Origin of the sequence: Tellurirhabdus bombi, from assembly GCF_021484805.1 — a bacterium.
GTDB lineage: Bacteria > Bacteroidota > Bacteroidia > Cytophagales > Spirosomataceae > Tellurirhabdus > Tellurirhabdus bombi.
This window is the reverse complement of sequence record NZ_CP090557.1, coordinates 928,693-948,412: the sequence shown is the minus strand read 5'-3', so window position 1 is coordinate 948,412 and position 19,720 is coordinate 928,693. Positions and strand designations below refer to the sequence as shown.

At 49.2% G+C, this 19,720-nt stretch carries 20 protein-coding genes; 10 read left to right on the top strand and 10 right to left on the bottom strand.

Features of this window, described 5'->3' with window-relative positions; translation table 11 throughout:
* Nucleotides 1-34: 34 nt before the first annotated feature.
* Together L0Y31_RS04055 and L0Y31_RS04050 are read right to left on the bottom strand one after the other, a co-directional pair.
* The gene (locus L0Y31_RS04055; protein ID WP_234735855.1) at nt 35-364 is read right to left on the bottom strand and encodes a hypothetical protein; all 330 of its coding nucleotides are present in this window, start codon (nt 362-364) and stop codon (nt 35-37) included.
* A 69-nt stretch (nt 365-433) separates the two neighbouring features.
* On the bottom strand, nt 434-1,480 hold the full coding sequence (locus L0Y31_RS04050; RefSeq protein ID WP_234735854.1) for an App1 family protein: 1,047 nt from the start codon (nt 1,478-1,480) through the stop codon (nt 434-436).
* 76 nt (nt 1,481-1,556) lie between these two features.
* Between L0Y31_RS04050 and L0Y31_RS04045 the strand changes: the two genes are divergently transcribed.
* The 4 genes from L0Y31_RS04045 to L0Y31_RS04030 all read left to right on the top strand — a co-directional run bounded on the left by L0Y31_RS04045 (nt 1,557) and on the right by L0Y31_RS04030 (nt 6,642).
* Entirely contained in the window at nt 1,557-2,444 is an 888-nt protein-coding gene (locus L0Y31_RS04045; RefSeq protein ID WP_234735853.1) for a diacylglycerol/lipid kinase family protein, read from the top strand.
* Between the two features lie 105 nt (nt 2,445-2,549).
* Complete coding sequence (locus L0Y31_RS04040; RefSeq protein WP_234735852.1) at nt 2,550-2,921, top strand: hypothetical protein; 372 nt, start codon at nt 2,550-2,552, stop codon at nt 2,919-2,921.
* A 135-nt stretch (nt 2,922-3,056) separates the two neighbouring features.
* Nucleotides 3,057-5,429 carry a TonB-dependent receptor gene (locus L0Y31_RS04035; RefSeq protein ID WP_234735851.1) on the top strand — a complete coding sequence of 791 codons (2,373 nt, stop codon included), beginning with the start codon at nt 3,057-3,059 and terminating at the stop codon, nt 5,427-5,429.
* A gap of 37 nt (nt 5,430-5,466) precedes the next feature.
* Complete coding sequence (locus L0Y31_RS04030) at nt 5,467-6,642, top strand: sialidase family protein (protein ID WP_234735850.1); 1,176 nt, start codon at nt 5,467-5,469, stop codon at nt 6,640-6,642.
* Between the two features lie 52 nt (nt 6,643-6,694).
* Here the strand turns inward: L0Y31_RS04030 and L0Y31_RS04025 are convergent, their stop codons facing one another.
* The 3 genes from L0Y31_RS04025 to L0Y31_RS04015 form a co-directional block, all read right to left on the bottom strand.
* Nucleotides 6,695-7,546: an SMP-30/gluconolactonase/LRE family protein gene (locus tag L0Y31_RS04025; protein WP_234735849.1), complete on the bottom strand. Its 852-nt coding sequence runs from the start codon at nt 7,544-7,546 to the stop codon at nt 6,695-6,697.
* Between the two features lie 87 nt (nt 7,547-7,633).
* On the bottom strand, nt 7,634-8,881 hold the full coding sequence (locus L0Y31_RS04020; RefSeq protein ID WP_234735848.1) for an MFS transporter: 1,248 nt from the start codon (nt 8,879-8,881) through the stop codon (nt 7,634-7,636).
* Between the two features lie 197 nt (nt 8,882-9,078).
* Nucleotides 9,079-9,495 carry an Hsp20/alpha crystallin family protein gene (locus tag L0Y31_RS04015; protein ID WP_234735847.1) on the bottom strand — a complete coding sequence of 139 codons (417 nt, stop codon included), beginning with the start codon at nt 9,493-9,495 and terminating at the stop codon, nt 9,079-9,081.
* Nucleotides 9,496-9,880: 385 nt separating this feature from the next.
* Here L0Y31_RS04015 and L0Y31_RS04010 point away from each other — a divergent pair, with 385 nt between their 5' ends.
* On the top strand, nt 9,881-11,218 hold the full coding sequence (locus L0Y31_RS04010) for a tetratricopeptide repeat protein (protein WP_234735846.1): 1,338 nt from the start codon (nt 9,881-9,883) through the stop codon (nt 11,216-11,218).
* 68 nt (nt 11,219-11,286) lie between these two features.
* Here L0Y31_RS04010 and L0Y31_RS04005 read toward each other — a convergent pair whose 3' ends face one another.
* Nucleotides 11,287-12,057 carry an AMP nucleosidase gene (locus tag L0Y31_RS04005; protein WP_234735845.1) on the bottom strand — a complete coding sequence of 257 codons (771 nt, stop codon included), beginning with the start codon at nt 12,055-12,057 and terminating at the stop codon, nt 11,287-11,289.
* Nucleotides 12,058-12,185: 128 nt separating this feature from the next.
* On the opposite strand from L0Y31_RS04005, the gene L0Y31_RS04000 reads away from it, so the two are divergent.
* Nucleotides 12,186-12,629 carry a type I restriction enzyme HsdR N-terminal domain-containing protein gene (locus L0Y31_RS04000; protein ID WP_234735844.1) on the top strand — a complete coding sequence of 148 codons (444 nt, stop codon included), beginning with the start codon at nt 12,186-12,188 and terminating at the stop codon, nt 12,627-12,629.
* A 53-nt stretch (nt 12,630-12,682) separates the two neighbouring features.
* Here L0Y31_RS04000 and L0Y31_RS03995 read toward each other — a convergent pair whose 3' ends face one another.
* The 4 genes from L0Y31_RS03995 to L0Y31_RS03980 form a co-directional block, all read right to left on the bottom strand.
* Entirely contained in the window at nt 12,683-13,318 is a 636-nt protein-coding gene (locus L0Y31_RS03995; protein WP_234735843.1) for a YceI family protein, read from the bottom strand.
* A gap of 66 nt (nt 13,319-13,384) precedes the next feature.
* Entirely contained in the window at nt 13,385-13,843 is a 459-nt protein-coding gene (locus L0Y31_RS03990) for a MarR family winged helix-turn-helix transcriptional regulator (protein WP_234737113.1), read from the bottom strand.
* A gap of 129 nt (nt 13,844-13,972) precedes the next feature.
* Nucleotides 13,973-15,907: a BamA/TamA family outer membrane protein gene (locus tag L0Y31_RS03985; RefSeq protein WP_234735842.1), complete on the bottom strand. Its 1,935-nt coding sequence runs from the start codon at nt 15,905-15,907 to the stop codon at nt 13,973-13,975.
* 13 nt (nt 15,908-15,920) lie between these two features.
* Nucleotides 15,921-16,466 carry a GNAT family N-acetyltransferase gene (locus tag L0Y31_RS03980; protein ID WP_234735841.1) on the bottom strand — a complete coding sequence of 182 codons (546 nt, stop codon included), beginning with the start codon at nt 16,464-16,466 and terminating at the stop codon, nt 15,921-15,923.
* Between the two features lie 79 nt (nt 16,467-16,545).
* On the opposite strand from L0Y31_RS03980, the gene L0Y31_RS03975 reads away from it, so the two are divergent.
* The 4 genes from L0Y31_RS03975 to L0Y31_RS03960 all read left to right on the top strand — a co-directional run bounded on the left by L0Y31_RS03975 (nt 16,546) and on the right by L0Y31_RS03960 (nt 19,718).
* The gene (locus L0Y31_RS03975) at nt 16,546-17,118 is read left to right on the top strand and encodes a Maf family nucleotide pyrophosphatase (RefSeq protein ID WP_234735840.1); all 573 of its coding nucleotides are present in this window, start codon (nt 16,546-16,548) and stop codon (nt 17,116-17,118) included.
* Nucleotides 17,119-17,174: 56 nt separating this feature from the next.
* Nucleotides 17,175-17,981: an SDR family oxidoreductase gene (locus L0Y31_RS03970; protein WP_234735839.1), complete on the top strand. Its 807-nt coding sequence runs from the start codon at nt 17,175-17,177 to the stop codon at nt 17,979-17,981.
* 139 nt (nt 17,982-18,120) lie between these two features.
* Nucleotides 18,121-18,591, top strand: coding sequence for a cyclic pyranopterin monophosphate synthase MoaC (gene moaC, locus L0Y31_RS03965; RefSeq protein ID WP_234735838.1), 471 nt, complete (start codon nt 18,121-18,123; stop codon nt 18,589-18,591).
* Nucleotides 18,588-19,718, top strand: a complete 1,131-nt coding sequence (locus L0Y31_RS03960; protein ID WP_234735837.1) for an NTP transferase domain-containing protein — start codon at nt 18,588-18,590, stop codon at nt 19,716-19,718. Before moaC ends, L0Y31_RS03960 begins: the two co-directional genes overlap by 4 nt.
* Nucleotides 19,719-19,720 lie beyond the last annotated feature (2 nt).

The window sequence follows — 19,720 nt, the reverse complement described above, 5'->3', positions numbered from 1 at the left end:
CTGGTTGCGCGTCAACCAGGCTGAAAGTAAGGATTTATAAAAATACGTTACCGGCAATGACTAACAGGTGAACAAGGAAGCTGATGTAAAAGCCACCGAAAATATACTTTACTTTTTGCGCTGACAGAATCGGAATAAGCACCAACAAAAAGCAGAACATGGAAGCTAGGAATTGCCAGTCGCCACCACCCATGTAAGCCATAGTGAGCAGAAGTATGGGTGATAGAATACAGCCTTGCATCATGAGCGCCGACACTGACCAACCTACGCGGTTAAATTCAGCATCTTCTACAAATTGGTTATATCGGGCGAGCCAGTTGGTAGGCTCACTGTATAAAGTCGTTGAATGCGAAAGGGTTGCCATTGTGTATCAATTGTTTGTCTTATCTGATACAAAGGTAGCTTCCCTACTTGGCTGTGCTCATGATGGCCGTCAGCTGCCAAACTGATTATTCGCATCCTCAGTCGGTAACAAGCCAATTTCTTTGGTATGCCGGATCGCCTCGGCGCTGTCCCGGAAATAGCAGCATGGAACGCCCGCATCCTGGATTTTCTGGACAGTGAATCTTGTTTTTTCCTGTTTTCTAGGTTCTACCTGCCGGAGATAAACACAGACAATCTGCTGCGGAAAATGCGATACAACCGAAGCGTAAATATCTGGATCTTCCTGTGTATCATCACCTAAAAGAATAAAACGAAGCTTTGGATAAGCATCCAGAACACGAACGATTCGCATGAATTTTGTCATGTGTTTGCCCTGTCCGGTCTTAAAAACTTCCGGTAGCCGCTTGATTTGGCTCAGTAAATAAACCCCCATCGGCAAGCCATTGGTATTCGAAAATTCAATCAGGTAATCATACAAATTCCATTCGCTGCTGGATACGTAAAAGAACGGATTGGGTGCGTGCGGAATGGTTCCGGCGTGCGTAAGCAGCCGGTAATGGTCGACTACATCGGCAAAGGCGTCACGGGTGCGGGCGTTTTCGGTTAGTAAGAGGCGCAACCGCTTCCGCAAATTTGAAGAATGAGAAATCAAAAAAGTATCGTCGATGTCGGAAATGCAGCCATATTGCGTTGGGTGCGGCACAAACAACTGGCCTTCACCCCAAACGGGAGGTTCATTGTCCATGCTCAATTCTACGCGGATGGGATGCCAACCCGGTGCTAAAGGTTGTTCAGGGGTCCATTCCAACTTAAAAAAACCATCCGTTTCTGTGGTCGTGTGAACCGCCGGATTATTGGCCAGGCGAACTTTAGCGCCCACATAAGGACGGACAAAAAACATGCGCAGCAGGCCAAGCGTATTGGCCGCCACTGAATCGCGGTACTTTTGGCGTGGTAACGGGCTATGATGCAACACGTGGCCATAAATGATCGCCTGATTAGCGTGGCCGTAACCCCGGTAGACTTTCACAACGGGTTGATTGGTTACCCGCAGCCATGTCAGAAACTTCTGCCCCAAAGATGTATTGTTACTCATTCTTTGCTGATTTCCTGGAACAAACACAGGAGGACTTGGTTTGGTAAGTGTACTCCTCTCTATATGTTCATTAACTATGCAATCTGAGAATAAGTTAAACTTTTTGTTTGTCATCAATCCCGTATCAGGTGGCAAAACAAAAGATGATTGGAACAACAATATTCAAGCTTATTTTCAGGAGACGCCGCATCAGATTGATTTTCTAACTCTGAACGGTGAGAATGACGAAGAGAAAATTCAGGAATGCATTCGTAAGAATCAGCCAGACCGCATTGTTGCCGTGGGCGGAGACGGAACCATTAAACTGGTTGCTGAGCAGATTCTGGAAAAAGAAATTCCGCTGGGAATCTTGCCAGCGGGCTCGGCCAACGGCATGGCTCGCGAACTTGGTTTGTCGGAAGAGCCGGAAGCCGCCCTGGATGTGCTGTTGCACGGGATGCCTCAACCCATTGACGTGATTCAAATCAACGGCAAGGATATTTGCCTGCACCTGAGCGATATCGGGCTGAATGCCCAATTGGTTAAATATTATCAGGTCAATAAATGGCGGGGTAAATTAGGCTACGCGCGCGGCGTTTTGCGGGTTCTGCTGCGGAGACGCCTGTTGCACGTACGCATTAAAACCGAAAATAAAGTCATTAACCGGGCTGCCTTTATGATTGTGCTGGCTAACGCCCGGATGTACGGAACAGGTGCCATTATCAACCCCGACGGAAATCCGCAGGATGGCTTGTTTGAAGTAGTCGTCATGCGGCAGATTGCGTTCTGGGAGTTCCTGAAGATGTTCTGGCGATTCCGGCCTTTCGATAATAAAAAGATTGAAATCATTCCCGCTACATCCATCCACATCGAAACCAAGAAAAAGGCTTATTTTCAGATCGATGGCGAATACCGGGGCCGTATCAAGGAAGTGGAAGCGGTCATTTTGCCCGGAAAATTGAAGGTTTTGTTGCCCGTACAGTAACAGAAAATAGCCGTATTGTTAACAAAAATGCCCGCAGATAAATACCCAAATAGTAGCTTCTCTAAAATTGCTGGTCTACTTTTGCGCTGATATAATCAATCGCGCATGAAAAAGGTCATGGTTTACTTTCTGCTCGCCTTGCTGCTGTTTCAGAACAGCGGGCGACTGGTAGTACTGGCCTGGTTCAAGCTTTACCAACCGGAAATTGCCCGCACGCTCTGCGTTAACCGCAGTCGTCCCCAATTGCACTGCGACGGGAAATGCGTGTTAGCCAAGAAAATGGCTGCCGCCGAGAAGCAGCAGGAAACGGCTGGCTGGGAACGATTGGTGGAAATAGCTGTTTTCACTGCCCCCACCGTTTTTCGGGTTTCCTTTCCACTTCCGGTTGAGATTCGGGTTGAGCCAGTCCGCTTTGCTTACCAGCAACGGCCCTACATTTCACCCTCCATTGACTTTTTCCGCCCCCCACGCGTTTAAGCACTTCCTGAGTTTCTCTTTCTTCTTTTCTGCTGCTTAGCAACGAGCTAAGGTTGTCGCTCTATGACTATGCGTCAAAGAGGCTCCTTGCTGTTGCGCAGCTTTTCCTTTCCGAAAACTCACTTTCAAAGTGTTATGCAACGCATTTTATTTTTAGTACTTATCCTGGTGGTAGGTTCAACGCCGTCGCTCCGGGCGCAACATATTGTTTATCAGGGGAAATTATTTGACGCTTTAACGAAAGAACCCATACCGGGAGTTACTGTCCTGGCCGTAGGAACAACAGCGGCAACGATGACCGACGAGCAGGGGGCATTCCGCCTGAACTGCCCACAGCCTTGTGAATCCTTGAAAATAAGCCACATTGGCTACAAAGAGCAAGTTTTGAGGGCGGAGGCGAAGCCCGTGCTTGTTGCCCTGCAACCCAAAGTAGAAGACCTGCAAACGGTGGTCGTTACGGCCAGTCGGGAGGCGCAGGCACGTACGGAAGCGCCCGTGGCCATTTCCAGACTTTCCCCGGTTCTGATTCAGGAGACCAAACCCACGAACTTGTATGAGCTGATTAACAAAACGCCGGGCGTGGTCATGGCAAACCTCAACAACGAGCAACATACAATGGGCATTCGGCAGCCTTTTAATACAAACGCCTACTTTCTGTACCTGGAAGACGGAGTTCCGGTAAGACCGATGGGGGTTTTCAATCACAATGCGCTGATCGAGATGAACGTACTGGCCGTGAGTTCGGTCGAGGTGGTGAAAGGGCCCGCCTCTTCCCTATACGGCCCGGAAGCGGTAGGAGGCGCGATCAATTTTATTACGCACAAACCAACTGTTGTTCCCGTCGTGCGGGTCGGTATTTTGGGCGATCAATGGGGCTACCAGCGCGTTCAGTATGGCTTAGGCGGTATGCTCAACAAACGGCTTGGGGTTTATGTGGGTGGCTTCGTGGCGCGGCAGCGAGACGGTTGGCAAACGAGAAGCGATTTTGATAAAATTTCGTTTAATGGCCGCGCTGACTACAAATTCAGCGACAAAACCCGTTTGATTGGCACGTTTGCGTACAACAATTATGATTCGCAGACGGGCGGCAGCGTCGATAGCATTGCGTTTTACAAGCGCCAGTATACCAGTACTACCGATTTTACGTACCGGAAAGTCTACGCGCTGCGCTCCCGCCTTACCCTGGAACACACGTGGTCAGGCAAATCGGAGAGTTTTATTACGGCCTTTTACCGGGATAACAGCATCAAACAAAACCCCAATTACAGCATCCGCTGGCAATCAGGCGCGACGACTGCTACCGGCGAAATCAACGATAATGCGTTTCGGAGCTACGGACTGATTGCCCAGCACAGCCAGCGTTTTAGCTTTCTGAATAGCCGACTGCTGGTAGGCGGTATGTTTGATTATTCGCCGACGGATTATTATGCCTACCAAACCCGCTTACAGGCCCTTTTGCGACCCGATAAAAAATCGGTTGAAAAGTATACCCTCCTGGAGGAGCTTCCAAATCAGTTCCTGAGCCGTTATCAGGCGAATATTCACAATTCGGCCGTGTATGCCCAATTTGATGCGGAGCCAGTGGCCCGTTTGCGGGTGTCACTAGGGGCGCGGTATGACCGGATGGCTTTTGATTATGAGAATTATCTGGATGAGTCGAACGGTACTAAGTCCTACGGGCAGCTAACTCCTAAACTCGGCTTAACCTACGATCTGGGCCATAGCCGGGGGCTATACGCGAACGTCAGCCGGGGTTTTTCGCCGCCGGGTTTGACGGCGATTTTCCGGAAGCGGCCCGTTGCGCTTCCAAATGGCGATGCGTTCTACTACAACCTTCAGCCCGCGCAGTTTAACAACTATGAAGTGGGAGGATGGGCGTCATTTTTATCGCGCAAAATATACGTGGATTGGGCGGTTTACCAGATGGATGGCCGCAACGAACTGCTCAGTATTCGGCAGCCCGATAATTCGACGGATTACCAAAGCGTTGGCCAGACGCGGCACCGGGGCGTGGAATATAGCCTGACCTACAAGCCAACGGCGGCCTGGTTTTTTCGGTTTGGGGGCACCAACGCGACGCATCAATTCGTTGATTTCGCCCTCAGCAACCGCCAGAACGATGTACTTCGTAACGTGAACGGCTATGACATGCCGCAGGCGCCCCGCTGGATTGCCAATACAGAAGTGACCTATAAACCACGCTGGGCCAAAGGCTTGCGGACCTCCATCGAATGGCAACGGATTAGTCCCTGGTTTCAAGATCAGATCAATACCGTGCGCTACGCCGACCGGGGTGCGTTCGGAGCGCGTGGGGTTAGCGTTCTCAATTTTAGAGCCGGTTACGAATGGAAAGGCTTCGAGCTATTTACCAACATCCTGAATCTGAGTAATGAACTGTATGCAAATGGAGCAACGCGTGGCAATAACGCCACCGACCGAACAACGTTCACCCCGGCGGCTCCGCGCACGTTTACCGTGGGCTTACAGTATGAATGGAGCAAAAAATAATTCTATATCCGTTTAAATGAACTATTTTCTTAACCGTATGAAAACACTGCTAAATCTGCTAATCGTGCTTTTAGGCACTTACCAAGCCATTGCCGCCGATGGTCAACCGGTTAAAATAGGAGCCAATTCGTCGTTGCCCCGTTTTACTACGGATCATAAAGGCAATCCAGTATTAAGCTGGGTAGAGAAAAAAGGCGACGAGATTGCGCTCTACTACAGCGTTTCAACCGATGCCGGGAAGACGTTCGGGCAAAAGAATCGGGTGCTGGTTCCGGCAAATACGGCGACTCACGCCGAAGGAATGCCGAAAATAGCTTTTAAAGCCGATGGGACCGTGTTCGCCTTGATTGAGGTGCGCCGACCTACCGAAGATGCGCCCCGTGCCGGTGACGTTCTGTTCACCACATCGAGCGATAACGGAAAAACCTGGTCGGCCACCAAGCCCGTTCACCGTGACGCCAGTCCCGGAAAAGGGCACTCATTTGCGGATATAGCGCAGCTGCCCAACGGCGAGATCGGAATTATCTGGCTGGATGACAAACTCGCTTCTTTCGACGGGCGTCCGGTAAAATTTGTCCAAACGCTGCCCGGCGGTGGTTTCAGCCCGGAAATGGTCGTGGATTCTAATGCCTGCCAATGCTGCCGCACCAGCATAACGGCCGATCAGGAAGGCCGAATTCACCTTGCCTGGCGGGATTTGCTGGCAGACGGTGCGCGGGATATGAGCTATGCCGTTTCGGCGGATGGGGGAAAATCGTTCACCGCACCCAGGACGATTTTGCGGGATAACTGGAAGATCAATGCCTGTCCGCACAGCGGTATTCAGTTGGTGCCGTCAAAAAAGGCGCTACTGGCCACCTGGTACAGCGGCGTTGACAAAAAAGCCGGGATTCGCCTGATGAATCTTACGGAGAACAAGCTGATCGAAAACCTGTCCGTAGCAGCCATGAAGCACCCGCAGCTGAGCGTTCTACCTAACAACAAATTGGCGTTGATTTGGGATGAGTTTGTAGGGGAAGGGCCGGAAGCGTACCAAAAGATTGGACTTCGGGTTTATGATGGGAGCGGGAACGCTAAAACAAGTTACTTAACGCCAAATGGCAAAACGGCTACTTTGCCTGCCATTCTGACAACTAATCAAGGGCTTGTAGTAGCTTATGAGCAACACGATGACACCAATTCGCAGGTGGTAGTTACTACCGTAGGCTTATAAGGCTTTTTCATTTTTATAGCCGGGAAACAAAGTGTTTCCCGGCTATAAAAAGTTACTCAACCCGGTAGGCAACTACCTGATTTTTAAAGAAAGTAGGGACGATCAGCAGTTTGCGATTGGCTATATAATCAATATCGGCGGTATTTGTTTTCTGCTCCCGCGAATCGAGCATTTGCTGCTTCTGGCCCTCCGCCGTGATGTAGAAAAGCTGGCCGTTCCAATCCGAAACAAAGTAATTTTTCTTGCCATCCGTAACGATGCCGTCGGTATTACCCATGCCATCTGCAATTTTCATGATGGTCTTGGTCTCAATGTCCAACGCCTGGAGTGCACCAATTTTTGTGCTACCAACCATCAGTTTTTTACCCACAACCAACAGGCCATTCGGATTGTCGAGCTGGCCGCCTTCCATCCACACGCCCCACTGCTTGTCTTTTAGGCGGTAAATCTTGTTGTTGCGGTTATCGGAAACGTAAACCGTTCCGTCTTTAGCGATGCTAACATCGTTCAGGAAGGGTTTTTCGTCTGTGGCATCCCACGTATTTTCTGCCTGTCCGTTGGTTAAGTTGATGGCTACCAACCGATGTAAGTCAGTAACATAAAGTCTATTGTTGTAAATGCCCATACCCTTGGGAGCGTTTAGGCCAACAACCCATTTTAGCTTCTCGATTTTTCCGTCGATGGTTAGACGCGAAATAAATCCATTTCCATCCAGGCCATCGGGTTTGCCGTCAATATTCGACACATAGATAAATCCGTCTTTAGGGTTATACAAAACGGATTCTGGAACGCGCAGGGTGGTGTCGGTTTCCCAGACTTTTACCAATTTTTTCTCTTTTTTGGGAGCATCAAAGCCCAGCAGGGCCAGCGTCAAGCAAATAAGCGGAAGTAATAAACGACTCATAATAAGACGAAAGAATTAAATACAAGCCAAAGAAAGCCCAATAACGCGTACAGAGCAAACTTACAGGCCGGTTCTTATTTTGAGCAGCTAGCTCAGCTTAACCGCAAACAATTCTTTCGATTTTACATATACGTACGCCACAACAACCAGCGTGACAATGCCTCCTAACATGACCGAGGGGGCCGTCCCGACCAGACGGGCCAATACCCCTGACTCAAAGGCGCCAAGCTCATTGGACGAACTGACAAAAATTCCGTTTACCGAGGCAACCCGCCCTCGCATGTGGTCCGGCGGGAAGATTTGCAGGATCGTCTGGCGAATTATCACGCTGATGCTGTCGAAAGCTCCCGTCATGAATAAAGCAAAAATCGACAGGAGAAAATTGGTCGAAAGCGCAAACACAATAGTAAACACCCCAAAACCAAGCGCGGCAATGAGCATGTTGCGCCAGGCATTGTGCGTGGGTGGAAAACGCGTGAGCGCAAACATCGTGATGAGCGCCCCCGCCGAAGGAGCTGCCCGCAACAGGCCCAGCCCCCGTTCGCCAACGTGCAGAATGTCCGCCGCAAACACGGGCAATATCGCCACAACGCCGCCAAACAGGACCGAAAAAAGGTCAAGGGAGATGGAATAGAGGATAATTTTGGTCTTAAAAACAAACCGAATGCCTTCTTTCAGACTTCTTAAAAGACTGTCCTGCGGATCGGCAGTAACCGGAATTGGATGGCGCTTGATGAATGACAGCAGCAGAAGACAAATACTGAATAAGCCAATAATCACCAGCAACGTGCTGTCAAAACCAAGCCAGTAATACAGAAATCCGGCAATACCCGGACCTAAAATGGCCCCTGCCTGCCAGAATGAACTGCTCCAGGTAGATGAATTCAGATAAAGCTCACGCGGAACCAGGAAAGGTTTCAAGGATGAACTGGCTGGTGAGTAGAATCCTTTGGCTGCACCAATCAAGGCCAGAACGCTGTAAATGACCGATAAGCGCGCTGTTTGGGTCAAGAAGCTGGCAAACGCAGGCTGGAAAATAAGATATAAAATTACGGAGCCCAGCAGAATAACCAGCAGGCTGCGTTGAAGAATCGCGCGTTTCTCACGCCGGTCGGCCAGGTGGCCACCAAATAGGGAAATACTAATGAACGGAATTGCTTCCGCCAGTCCAACCAGCCCCAGAGCCAGCGGGTCGTGAGTCATCTTGTAAAGTTCGTAGCCTAGAATAACCTCCTGAATCAGCAAAGTGGCGGTCATCAGAAAACTATTGGCAACAAAAAAGCGAAATTCAGGGTAGCGTAAGGCAGCGTAGGAATCAGTAGGAGCAGTAACCATTCTAAAAAACAGCAAATCAGACAATATCGTAACGGCTATGTTTTATAAATGAGTTCAATACCCGGCCATTTTCTCAGAAAATCTCCATTCAAGCTGGCGTTTTCCTGAAATTATCCTACTGGCTGCTAGATTAGAGTCAAAAAAGAAGCCCAACCTTTCAGAAAGGTTGGGCTTCTTTACGCTAACACTATTTATAATTAAGCAATCGCAATTTGCTTTGGCTCAGGTTGTTTTACTTCAACTTTTGGTAAGTCGAGTTTCAAAATACCGTCTGTATAAGCGGCCTGAATTTGCTCAACATCTACGTTCTTCGGTAGTTGGAAGCTTCTTTCAAAAGCAGTATATCCAAATTCCCGGCGCGTAAATTTCTCGGTTTTTTCTTCGTCTTTCTGTTCCTGTTTGGCAGAAATCGTCAGACGATTGTTGAGCAGGTTAATGGCAAAATCTTCCTTCTTAAATCCTGGAACCGCCACTTCAATGTGGAAGGCGGTTTCGTCTTCTTTCACATTAACGGCTGGTTGCGCTGTTGTAACCCGTGGCGCTACATCAGAAACACCAAAGAAAGGATTGAATTGACGATTAAATAAAGACGGATATCTTACTACAGTTGTCATGGTTTTTATCGGTTGAATGTTAGAATCAATTACTTACGCTAGTCCTATATTCAACTTATGTACCAATTTATTTTTGCAGACAAAATGTCTTGTTTTGGTCTTTTTTGGCAAAATGTATATGACAATATGTCTTATTTACATTTGTGATAAAAAAGTTAGCAGACAAATTTTATCTCTTAAGTAGTTACTTATCAAGCTTTCTGTGATCATTTAAATACACTGACATGGTATTTCGGTCATATTATGTTAAAGCCAGAAAATGAGCCACTTATGAGATTAATAAAAAATCATATGAGAAAAATTAATACTCTATTTGTTGGAAGAATCTTATTGAATGGGCTAATTTTGGCTGCCTAAATGATTGAAAATCCTACCGTTATCTTTTATGAGGAAATATTTTACTACTGTTTCTCTTCTCTCTGCTCTTCTGGCTGGCCCGTGTGTGCTGGCGCAACAAACTGCCGCCGATTTTTTTGAGTCGGGCATCAGCAAAAGCAAAACCGGTGATTTTCCGGGTGCACTTCAGGCTTTTAGCATGGCAATCACGTTAAATCCAGAAAATGCCGTAAGCTATTACAACCGGGGACTAGCGAAAGCAAACCTGAAAGACCATCGTGGCGCCATTCTCGACTACGACCGGGCGGTTGAGCTGAATCCAAAAGATGCGTTTGCTTACCTCAGCCGGGGTGTGAGCAAAAGCAAGCAGGATGATCATCGGGCGGCTTTGCTTGATTTTGGGCGGGCTATTGAACTGGCTCCCGAAGATGCCCAAGGCTATTACCACCGGGGGGTGAGCCGAAGCCGTCTGGATCAGCATCGGGGCGCTTTGCAGGACTTCAACAAAACCATTGAGTTGGATGCCAACAACGTAGCCGCTTTGTATGCGCGTGGGGTTACGAAGCAGAAGCTGAGTGATTATGCCGGAAGTTTGGCTGATTTTGGTAAAGTAGTCGATTTGAGTCCCAAGCGGGCGCAGGCCTTTGCGGGCCGGGGGGCGTCGCTAGTGCAGTTGGCCGATTATAAAAACGCCATCGTTGATCTGACAAAAGCCATTGAATTGAATGCCGAAGACGGCGAATCGTTCTATAATCGCGGTTTTTCCAAAAGTAAACTGGAAGATTATAAAGCAGCCTTGCCTGATTATGACCGCGCTATCGCTCTGGACGCCAGCAACTACCGCGCTTATTACGGGCGGGGCTTCTGCAAAAGCAAACTCGGCGACCAAAAAGGATCGATTCTGGATTTGAGCCAGGCCATTGAAACGAATAACGCCAATGTAGAAACCAAGATCGTTTACTCAGGGCGCATCAACCGGCAGGTGCTGGACCAACTGAGAGATGTGGTACAGGAAAAAAATAAAATAATTTCCTTGTCAACGGATCGCTCGGAAGCGTATTTCAGCCGGGCGGTGAGCCGTAGCAAGTCCGGCGATGTTAAAGCGGCCTTGGCTGACCTGAACAAATCGATTGAGCTAAACCCAACGTATTCAGAGGCTTATTTTACCCGTGGTTTGATTCGCTCGCAGCAGGGCGACCAGAAAAATGCCGTTCTGGATTTCAACAGCGCCATTCAGCTAAATCCGCGTTACGCCGAAGCCTACTACGTGCGGGGAATCATTCACCACAGCCTTGGCGAAGAAAACAACGGTTGCCTTGACCTTAGCAAAGCAGGCGAGCTAGGTTATACGCCTGCCTACAAGGTCATTAGCGATTATTGCAACTAGGCGAAACAAGTGTCAAAGTGGTGTTGGCAACGGCTAGTTTGTTGCTACTCCACTTTGAACCGCTAGCCTTACTCAAACCGCAAGTGCTTCACCGATTCGCCGGATGTGGCCAGCTCCAGCAGGGAGTCGATGCCGATTTGCAGGTGCCGCTCCACGAATTGAGAGGTAACCCGTTTGTCGCTTTCTTCCGTTTTTACGCCTTCCGGTACCAGCGGATTATCCGAAACCAGCAGCAACGCTCCGTGAGGAATCGAATTGGCAAAACCAACGATGAAAATGGTCGCTGTTTCCATATCGATGGCTAAAGCCCGAATTTCGCGCAGATAATCCTTAAATTTTTCGTCGTGTTCCCACAGGCGGCGGTTGGTGGTGTAAACGGTGCCGGTCCAGTAATCCAGTTCGTGTTTTTTGATCATGGACGAAACGGCGCGTTGCAGCCGGAACGACGGAAGAGCCGGAATTTCGGGGCGCATGTAATCATCGCTTGTCCCATCTCCCCGAATGGCCGCAATTGGCAGCACCAGATCCCCCAGTTGGGTCTTCTTCAGGCCACCGCATTTCCCCAAAAAAAGAACTGCTTTAGGCTGAATGGCAGTCAGCAGATCCATGATCGTAGCGGCCATCGGGCTACCCATGCCAAAATTGATGATGGTAATATTGCCGGAAGTTGCCGTTTGCATGGCCCGGCCTAAGCCGTGCATTTCAACGTTAAATTTCTGCGCGAACATCTCAACGTAGTTGACAAAATTCGTCAGCAAAATATATTCTCCGAATTGCTCGATAGGGGTTCCCGTGTAGCGGGGAAGCCAGTTTTGTACAATATCTTCTTTGGTTTTCATGGTCTGGTTTTTAGTGAAAGAATGAAAGCGCTAAAGAACGAAACAGATTGCTTGCCAACTGGTTCGATTTGCTAAATTATTCCCTTGCTCTTTCGCTCTTTATGACTTTCGCGCTTTATTTTTGACAGATGGAGACGTTGAACCTGCCAGAATTTGATCACAAAATTAAGCAGATTGAGGGGAAAGCCTATATCTTCGATGTGCTGCGGAAGAAGTACGTGCGAATCACGCCCGAAGAATGGGTGCGGCAGCACGTGATTCATCTGCTGATTAACCAGTACCGTTATCCCAAAGCGTTGATTCGAACCGAAGGCGGGCTAGTGCTGAATCAGATGCAAAAACGAACCGATCTTTTGGTGTACAATCGCTCGGGCGAGCCGTTTTTGCTGGTCGAATGCAAGGCACCGCACATTCCGCTCAAGCAGCAGGTATTTGACCAGATTTCGCGGTACAACCAGGTTCATAAAGCTCCTTACCTGGTCGTGACAAACGGGTTAACTCATTTCTGCTGCTGCATTGATGCCCAGTCTGCCCAATTTACCTTTATGGCTGATTTGCCCGCCTACCCCTAAAAAAATACCCCGACCAATTGGCCGGGGCAGTCGTTGATTGAAGTGGCAATTATTTATTTTTTAGCAACAACTTTCAGATCCAACGTAAATTCGTCGTTGATGGCTTTGTCGCCCAGGTTGTCGAAGAAAGATTTAGAACCGTAACGGATGTCGTATTTTGACCGGTCAACCGTTGCTTTTCCAGCAGCTTCCAGCGTGTTGCCTTTCACGTTTACTGTAACCGGGAATGTAACCGGATTGGTTTTTCCTTTGATGCTTAAGTCACCCGTAACGTCGTATTGGTTTCCTGATTTTGGCGTTACTTTCGTGATTTTGAAAGTCGCCGTTGGGTATTTGTCCACGCCGAAGAAATCGTCTGACTTCAGGTGATTGATCAGTTTGTCGTGGTATTCTTTGTTGTCTTTCAGGTCGGTGCTGGTCATGGTGCGCAGGTCAATGTCAACCGTGCCGCCAGTCAGTTTAGAGCCATCCACTAAAAGAGAGCCTTTGCTGATTTTGATCGTGCCAAAGTGCTCACCCGTTACTTTTTTACCATTCCAGTTCACCGTGCTCTCATTGGCATCGATGGTGTAGGTGCTTGCTTTCGCAACTGCTTTTTTAGGATTTTTATCAGAATTAGCGGCCAGAACAGGTGTTGAAGCCAGCAGAGTTACGGCCAGTAGGCCAGCGAATAATTGAGTTGCTTTCATTACTTGGTTGTACAGTTAATTAATCAGATTATTTTGGAAATTTCTTAATATAAACGGAGTCTTTACCTATTCGGAGCTACGGAGCTTATCGAGTAGCTGGCTAACCAGATTGACTTCCTCAACGGTTAAAGTATGCAGGCTCTTTTGCCAGTCACCTTGTACTTTTTCCAGCTTCTTCAAAAGGTCAAGTCCTTTTTCCGTAATCACGACATCGACCGCCCGGCGATCATTCGGGCATTCGGTGCGCTGGACAAACTCTTTGGCTAACAGCTTGTCTACCAAGCGGGAGGCATTCGACATTTTGTCGAGCATGCGTTCCGTAATGTCTGCCACTTTCACCGGATTAGGATGTTGCCCCCGTAAAATCCGCAGCACATTATACTGTTGGAGCGTTATGCCAAATGGTTTGAGCGCCTGCATTTGCTGGTCGCACAGCCAATTGTTGGTAAACATCAGATTGACAGCAAGACGCTCGTATGGGCTCTTGAATACTGATTTTTGCTTAATATCGGTTTCTATTGACATCGCTGTTGAGGCTTGAATGGCATCCTGGTTTTCTGTGTGTATTTCGACGAATTTAGCCATTAATTTTTCAACGATACAAATATAGTGTCATTACATTAAATGTAACAACACTTTAATCAAAAAAAGTTCTTAGCGATATGGAATTATTTCGGGAGCTGCCACATCGAAGTCCCGGAAGCGAAGGGCCGGGATGCCGTTGAAGGCAAAGCGGAGCGCTTGTGGATTGTTGGGCAAATTCGGATACCAGGCCAGTCGTATCTGGAAGCTGTTGAAGGTCAGGTTTTCGTTCCGAAACCGAAAACCGATGCCGTAGCTTTGATACAGCGGCCCTTTCCACAACGACTGTCGGTCCGTGTAGCTAATCAAGCCCAAATTGACCGACGGAATGACCGCCACCCGGAAGCCCAATATATCGAGCTTGGAAAACAAAATTGTTTCGACATTGCCCAGTAAGAAGCGAGTACCCCGCAAGGCGTCGTTATTAGGCCCGAAGCGCTCGCGGCCACTGATGCTAATAAACTCGTTGTTGAAGCGATTGTAGCCCGTGGCGTATTGCAGGTTAATAAAATGCCGCCAGTTCCCCCAGGTGCCCGTCCGGAGCGGACTGAAATAGTTGACTTCCGAAGTCAAGACCCCCTGTTCGATTCCCCGGCCCGTTTTGACATACCCACCCAGGTTGAACAAGCCATAAATGTAGCCCACCTTACGAATGTATTGCGCCTTCGAATATTTAATACCCAAATACATCCTGGGTCCTAATTCGGCGTAATCGATACCCGTGACAATGGACGATTGACTCCCGTAAGGCACGTCTTCCGTGCGTCCGAAGCCATAGATCAGTACGTCACGCGTGTAGCGCCGCTTGGATAAGCCGATGCTCAGCAAAAACGTCCGGGTATTCTGGTAAAGCTGGTTGGTGTCGGGATTAATGACTTCGGGACGGCGAACGAAATCGTAATTCGTGATTCGGCCAGCGACAATGACGCGTGTACGGTCTTCGGGGTCCATAAAGCCCAGGATAGGCCGGAAGGCATACCCAATCCACATATCACTGAAATTATAGGCCAGCGGAAAAAGCTGGATGCTGTCGTTAGGCAGGTAAATGCGGTTTCGGGGTAGCTGGGTATGGCTGATTTCGAGGGAACCCGCCACGCGCGTATCGGGGGTAAGAAATGGCCGGAAGATTCGAGCGCCGAATTGCCGCAAATCCCGCTCATAAATCACGTCAGCCTGTCCGGTTAAAAAGGTTTTGCCGATATACGGGATGAGATACCGGCCCCGGTAAGCGGCTTTCTGGATGGTATCGTTCCGGCGGTAGGAAACATAGTTAAAGAGCGTATGGCCAAATCCCCGGAAATTCCGCTGATTCATGCCGAGGGCAAATCGGTTGAAACCGCCAAAACTACCAGCAGGCTCCAGCGACCAGACATCCTGCGTAATAACGTATATATCAACGAATTCGTCGCTTTCCTTGCGGGGCACAACAATGATACGGGCATCGTGGAAAATGTTGGTATTCCGTAATAGACGTTCGTTGTCGCGCAATTGGTTGGCATCCACGCGCTGGCCTTTCTCGAACAATAAAAACGACCGGCGAATGGTCCCTTCGCGGGTGTCACGGTGCAGGCGGTTACCGGTTTTGGCTACCCAGTTGGCTGCTTTCCGGGTCGTATCATAAACCGACTGCCCAAATACTTCGAGTCGCCGGATGTAAATATCGCCAATGACTTTGCCTTCGTATTTCTGAAAAGGATTGGATTCCAGTTCGCTCACCTCGCCACTTTGGACGCGGCTGTTATACACATCACGGAACAGCAAGCGGTACAATTGCTTGGTAAGCCGACGCTTGTGCATCCGGGTCTTAAGCTGGGAATAAAAAACGCTGTCGCGATCAATCAGAATGCTGTCGGCAATGGCGTCGGAGGTGGAGTCGGCGCGAACGGGTTTTGGTTTAGGCTTAGGTTGAGGTTTATTTTGAGCTAAAACAGAGGTCGCCAGCAGGGTATATAGCAGCATTATTCCGATCACCGGCAAGACCAACCGGTTCTGAAAAATAACTGCCACGCCTATTCGCAATTTACTCACCCTGCTGCCGTAAAGTTTTGCTCATCCAATAATCCCGCTGACGATCTTGTCCAAATTGAAAATAATGCCACCCGATACATTGAAAACCCATTCGCTCATAAAACCGGATCGCACGCTGATTGTGCTCCCAGACGCCCAGCCAGACCGCGGTATAGCCTTCTTCTTGCGCAATATCCTGACACGCTTCCAGCAGTTTTCGGCCCAGTCCCGAGCCGATCTGGTCGTTTGCTACATATAAACGCTGAATTTCAATAGCATGTTGTCCGCGTAACTGGCGAGGAGGTCGCTGGCGGCGTATTTTTGCGTAACCAATTGCCTTTCCATCCGACCCTGGCACCAGCAGAAAGGTTGCTTTCGGGTCCGTGAGTTCTTCGCGGGTTTTATCTACCGTAAACGTTTCCTGCACGTAAGCCTCTACGTCTTCGGCCCGGTTGTGAGGTGGACCAAAGGCTTCCCACATGGTCTGGATAGCAAGCGCGCAGATGCTGGAAGCGTCGTCAGGGGTGGCCCGGCGGATGATCGGCGCAAAAGTGGTCATAAAGGCTGCTTTGTCGTAGTTTTGTTAAATTTTTGCTTCTTGGTAACCATAAGTATACAAAAAATCTGGCCAAATAACTATGCAATTATCCCGTCCTTTCGTACTGGCATCCGGTTCGCCGCGGCGTCAGCAACTGTTGCGCGATGCTGATTTTGATTTCCGGGTTGAAGTCCGTCCAACCGATGAGACTTTTCCCGCCGATATGCCCGTCACCGAAATACCCGCTTATTTGGCCACGCAGAAAGCCGAACAGTTTCGGGCCGATCTTGGTAATCAACTGGTTTTGTGCGCCGATACCATTGTGGTGGTCGATAACGATGTATTGAATAAGCCGAAAGATGCCGCCGAGGCAGCGCTGATGCTCAAGCGTTTATCGGGCCGAACGCACCAGGTTATGACCGGTATTTGCCTCTTGTCGCAGGAAGAAACCGTGGCGCTGACGGACATTGCTACCGTATTTTTCAGACCGTTGGAAGACGAGGAAATCCAGTTTTACGTACAGAAATACCAACCTCTCGACAAAGCAGGTGCCTATGGAACCCAGGAGTGGATTGGCATGACGGGCATCGAGCGGATCGAAGGCTCGTTTTACACCATCATGGGATTGCCCGTGCACCGGGTTTATGAGTTACTGAAAAAATACAGAGCGTAATTAAGGTATCTATTGCTGACAGAGTTGCTTATCTTCGTTATTCTATTCGCGAACGCATGTCAAAAGTTATACTAATTACGGGTGCTTCTTCCGGCATTGGCCGCTCAACGGCGGAGTATCTGGCCAGCCGGGGTCACCGGGTTTACGGCACATTCCGGAAGTTGCCGACTGAAGCGATTTCGTTTTCGGCCCTGCAAATGGACGTTACCGATCCCGTTTCTATCCGGCGGGCGGTTGATGAGGTGTTGCAAAAAGAAGGCAACCGCATCGATGTCCTGATCAACAACGCGGGTCTGGGCATCATGGCGGCGCTGGAAGAAGTATCGCTGGAAATGGTACAACAGCTTTTTTCGACCAACGTGTACGGCGTCTTGCAGGTGACGCAGGCGGTGCTACCTACCATGCGGGTGCAGAAAAGCGGACATATTATCAACATCAGTTCCATTGCCGGAACAATGGGTTTACCGTTTCGGGGGATGTACAGCGCGAGCAAGGCAGCCGTGGAAATGATGACTGAGGCCTTGAGCCTGGAAATGCGTCCATTTGGCGTGAAGGTTTGTAGTTTGCTGCCCGGAGACGTCCGAACGAACATCAGCCAGAACCGGTTAACGAACCTGAGCTCAGATACCTCGCCTTATCACGCCATTATTAGTGAAATGAATCAAAAGGTGAACGAAGACGTAGGCAAATCGCTGGATCCGCTGGAAATTTCCCGGAAAATCGAGCAGATCATGGCCAGCGATTCGCCTAAAATGCATTACGTGGTGGCCGAGCCTCTACAGCGTTTGTCCATCTGGCTCAAGCGATTGATGCCCGACCGCTCGTACGAGAAAATACTAGCCAACCATTACGGACTGAAATAAAGAGTGAAATGTTTCAAAGAGTGAAAGAGATAGAGGTCGAAAGAGCGGTGCTGCTTCGGATCACTCTTTCACTCATTCATTCTTTCGCTCTTTATTACTTCGCTCTTTCACTCTTTACATCTTTCGCTCTTTAAAACTTATGAGTGATTTTTCGCACCTCGACGCCCAGGGAAATCCCGCGATGGTGGATGTCGGCAAAAAAGCCATTACGCGCCGGACCGCCCGCGCCCAAAGTATTGTTGTTTTGACTGACGAAATCATGCAGCAGCTTACCGGCGGCGACATCCAGACCAAGAAAGGCCCGGTTTTCCAAACAGCCATCATTGCCGGGACTATGGCGGCCAAGCGCACGTCTGACTTAATTCCGCTTTGTCACCCGTTGGGTTTGGACAGCTGCAAGTTTTCGGTTAAAACGGAAGGAAATGAGGTGATTATCGAATGCACGACTAGTCTGGAAGCTAAAACGGGCGTCGAAATGGAAGCGCTGGTTGGCGCTTCGGTAGCTGCCCTGACGGTTTACGACATGTGCAAAGCCTTTTCGCACGATCTGATTATCAAGGAAACACGGTTGTTGGAAAAAACAGGCGGAAAACAGGATTTTCAGCGATGAAACACGAAAAACACGCAAAAATGACCCGTCCCCAGCTCGGAACCTTTGGGCGCACGGAGCTGGCTATTCTGGGAACTCCCTGCGGAAACATCAAAAAGCTGGCTTATTCGCTGACGGCTGCCCTGCACGACAGCTACCGAATTGCGTACGTCGATGCCGACCACAAAGGCGAGGAAACACCCGAGCACGTCCCCGCGCTGGCTGCCGGAGCGACTTTAGTGTTTACGGACAAAATCTCGTTCCAACGTTTCGATTCGGTTTTGCCGCTGAATGACTTCCAGCAAAAGCGTTTTTTTAATGATTATGACCTGATTTTAGTAAACGGCAATCATTTTGGGGCAAAAACTCAGATTGTAGTTGTCGATCCGGCAAAATCACTGGAGAAAAAACTGGATCGCCTGACGAACATTGGCCTGGTGATTCTGAAAGATACGGACGCCATACCCGATTATCTGCAAAATCAGATCTTGGCCAGCGTGCCTGTATTGCAGTATGAAGACACCGAAAAAATAATCGACTGGGTCCGGCAATACGGGCAGGCGCAAATTCCACCGCTGTATGGACTCGTGCTGACCGGTGGTAAAAGTACCCGCATGGGCAGAGACAAAAGCCAGTTGGACTACCATGGCAAGCCGCAGCGGGAGCACGTTTATGAGCTGTTGACCCCTTTTTGTGAAGAAATTTATTTATCGGTAAATGCCGCCCAGGCGCTCGAATTGGGGGGAAGCTCGTTCCAGCTTGTGGAAGATTCGTTTCTGGGATTGGGGCCGTTGGGGGGCATTTTGTCGGCGTTTCGGCAGCAGCCCGATGCGGCTTGGCTGGTGGTGGCCTGCGATTTGCCGCTATTGACCGAAAAATCGCTAAAAACGCTGGTAGAAGGGCGTAATCCATCCAAAACAGCCACGGCTTTCTACGATGGTGACCACCGTTTTCCGGAGCCTTTGGTGAGTATTTGGGAGCCTCGTGCTTACCCGACCATGCTTCAATTTTTGGCGATGGGCTATTCCTGCCCGCGAAAAGTGCTGATCAACTCAGAAATTGAATTGCTCGAATCGCCGGATACGCGGGAGTTTATGAATGTGAATGATCCGGTGGCAAAAGCAGCCCTGGAAAATCAGCCAAAGTGAAA

What these genes read in the sequence shown, in the direction of transcription:
- L0Y31_RS04055 (WP_234735855.1), bottom strand. Translation starts at nt 364, where the DNA reads ATGGCAACCCTTTCGCATTCAACGACTTTATACAGTGAGCCTACCAAC.
- L0Y31_RS04050 (WP_234735854.1), bottom strand. Translation starts at nt 1,480, where the DNA reads ATGAGTAACAATACATCTTTGGGGCAGAAGTTTCTGACATGGCTGCGG.
- L0Y31_RS04045 (WP_234735853.1), top strand. Translation starts at nt 1,557, where the DNA reads ATGCAATCTGAGAATAAGTTAAACTTTTTGTTTGTCATCAATCCCGTA.
- L0Y31_RS04040 (WP_234735852.1), top strand. Translation starts at nt 2,550, where the DNA reads ATGAAAAAGGTCATGGTTTACTTTCTGCTCGCCTTGCTGCTGTTTCAG.
- L0Y31_RS04035 (WP_234735851.1), top strand. Translation starts at nt 3,057, where the DNA reads ATGCAACGCATTTTATTTTTAGTACTTATCCTGGTGGTAGGTTCAACG.
- L0Y31_RS04030 (WP_234735850.1), top strand. Translation starts at nt 5,467, where the DNA reads ATGAAAACACTGCTAAATCTGCTAATCGTGCTTTTAGGCACTTACCAA.
- L0Y31_RS04025 (WP_234735849.1), bottom strand. Translation starts at nt 7,546, where the DNA reads ATGAGTCGTTTATTACTTCCGCTTATTTGCTTGACGCTGGCCCTGCTG.
- L0Y31_RS04020 (WP_234735848.1), bottom strand. Translation starts at nt 8,881, where the DNA reads ATGGTTACTGCTCCTACTGATTCCTACGCTGCCTTACGCTACCCTGAA.
- L0Y31_RS04015 (WP_234735847.1), bottom strand. Translation starts at nt 9,495, where the DNA reads ATGACAACTGTAGTAAGATATCCGTCTTTATTTAATCGTCAATTCAAT.
- L0Y31_RS04010 (WP_234735846.1), top strand. Translation starts at nt 9,881, where the DNA reads ATGAGGAAATATTTTACTACTGTTTCTCTTCTCTCTGCTCTTCTGGCT.
- L0Y31_RS04005 (WP_234735845.1), bottom strand. Translation starts at nt 12,057, where the DNA reads ATGAAAACCAAAGAAGATATTGTACAAAACTGGCTTCCCCGCTACACG.
- L0Y31_RS04000 (WP_234735844.1), top strand. Translation starts at nt 12,186, where the DNA reads ATGGAGACGTTGAACCTGCCAGAATTTGATCACAAAATTAAGCAGATT.
- L0Y31_RS03995 (WP_234735843.1), bottom strand. Translation starts at nt 13,318, where the DNA reads ATGAAAGCAACTCAATTATTCGCTGGCCTACTGGCCGTAACTCTGCTG.
- L0Y31_RS03990 (WP_234737113.1), bottom strand. Translation starts at nt 13,843, where the DNA reads ATGTCAATAGAAACCGATATTAAGCAAAAATCAGTATTCAAGAGCCCA.
- L0Y31_RS03980 (WP_234735841.1), bottom strand. Translation starts at nt 16,466, where the DNA reads ATGACCACTTTTGCGCCGATCATCCGCCGGGCCACCCCTGACGACGCT.
- L0Y31_RS03975 (WP_234735840.1), top strand. Translation starts at nt 16,546, where the DNA reads ATGCAATTATCCCGTCCTTTCGTACTGGCATCCGGTTCGCCGCGGCGT.
- L0Y31_RS03970 (WP_234735839.1), top strand. Translation starts at nt 17,175, where the DNA reads ATGTCAAAAGTTATACTAATTACGGGTGCTTCTTCCGGCATTGGCCGC.
- moaC (WP_234735838.1), top strand. Translation starts at nt 18,121, where the DNA reads ATGAGTGATTTTTCGCACCTCGACGCCCAGGGAAATCCCGCGATGGTG.
- L0Y31_RS03960 (WP_234735837.1), top strand. Translation starts at nt 18,588, where the DNA reads ATGAAACACGAAAAACACGCAAAAATGACCCGTCCCCAGCTCGGAACC.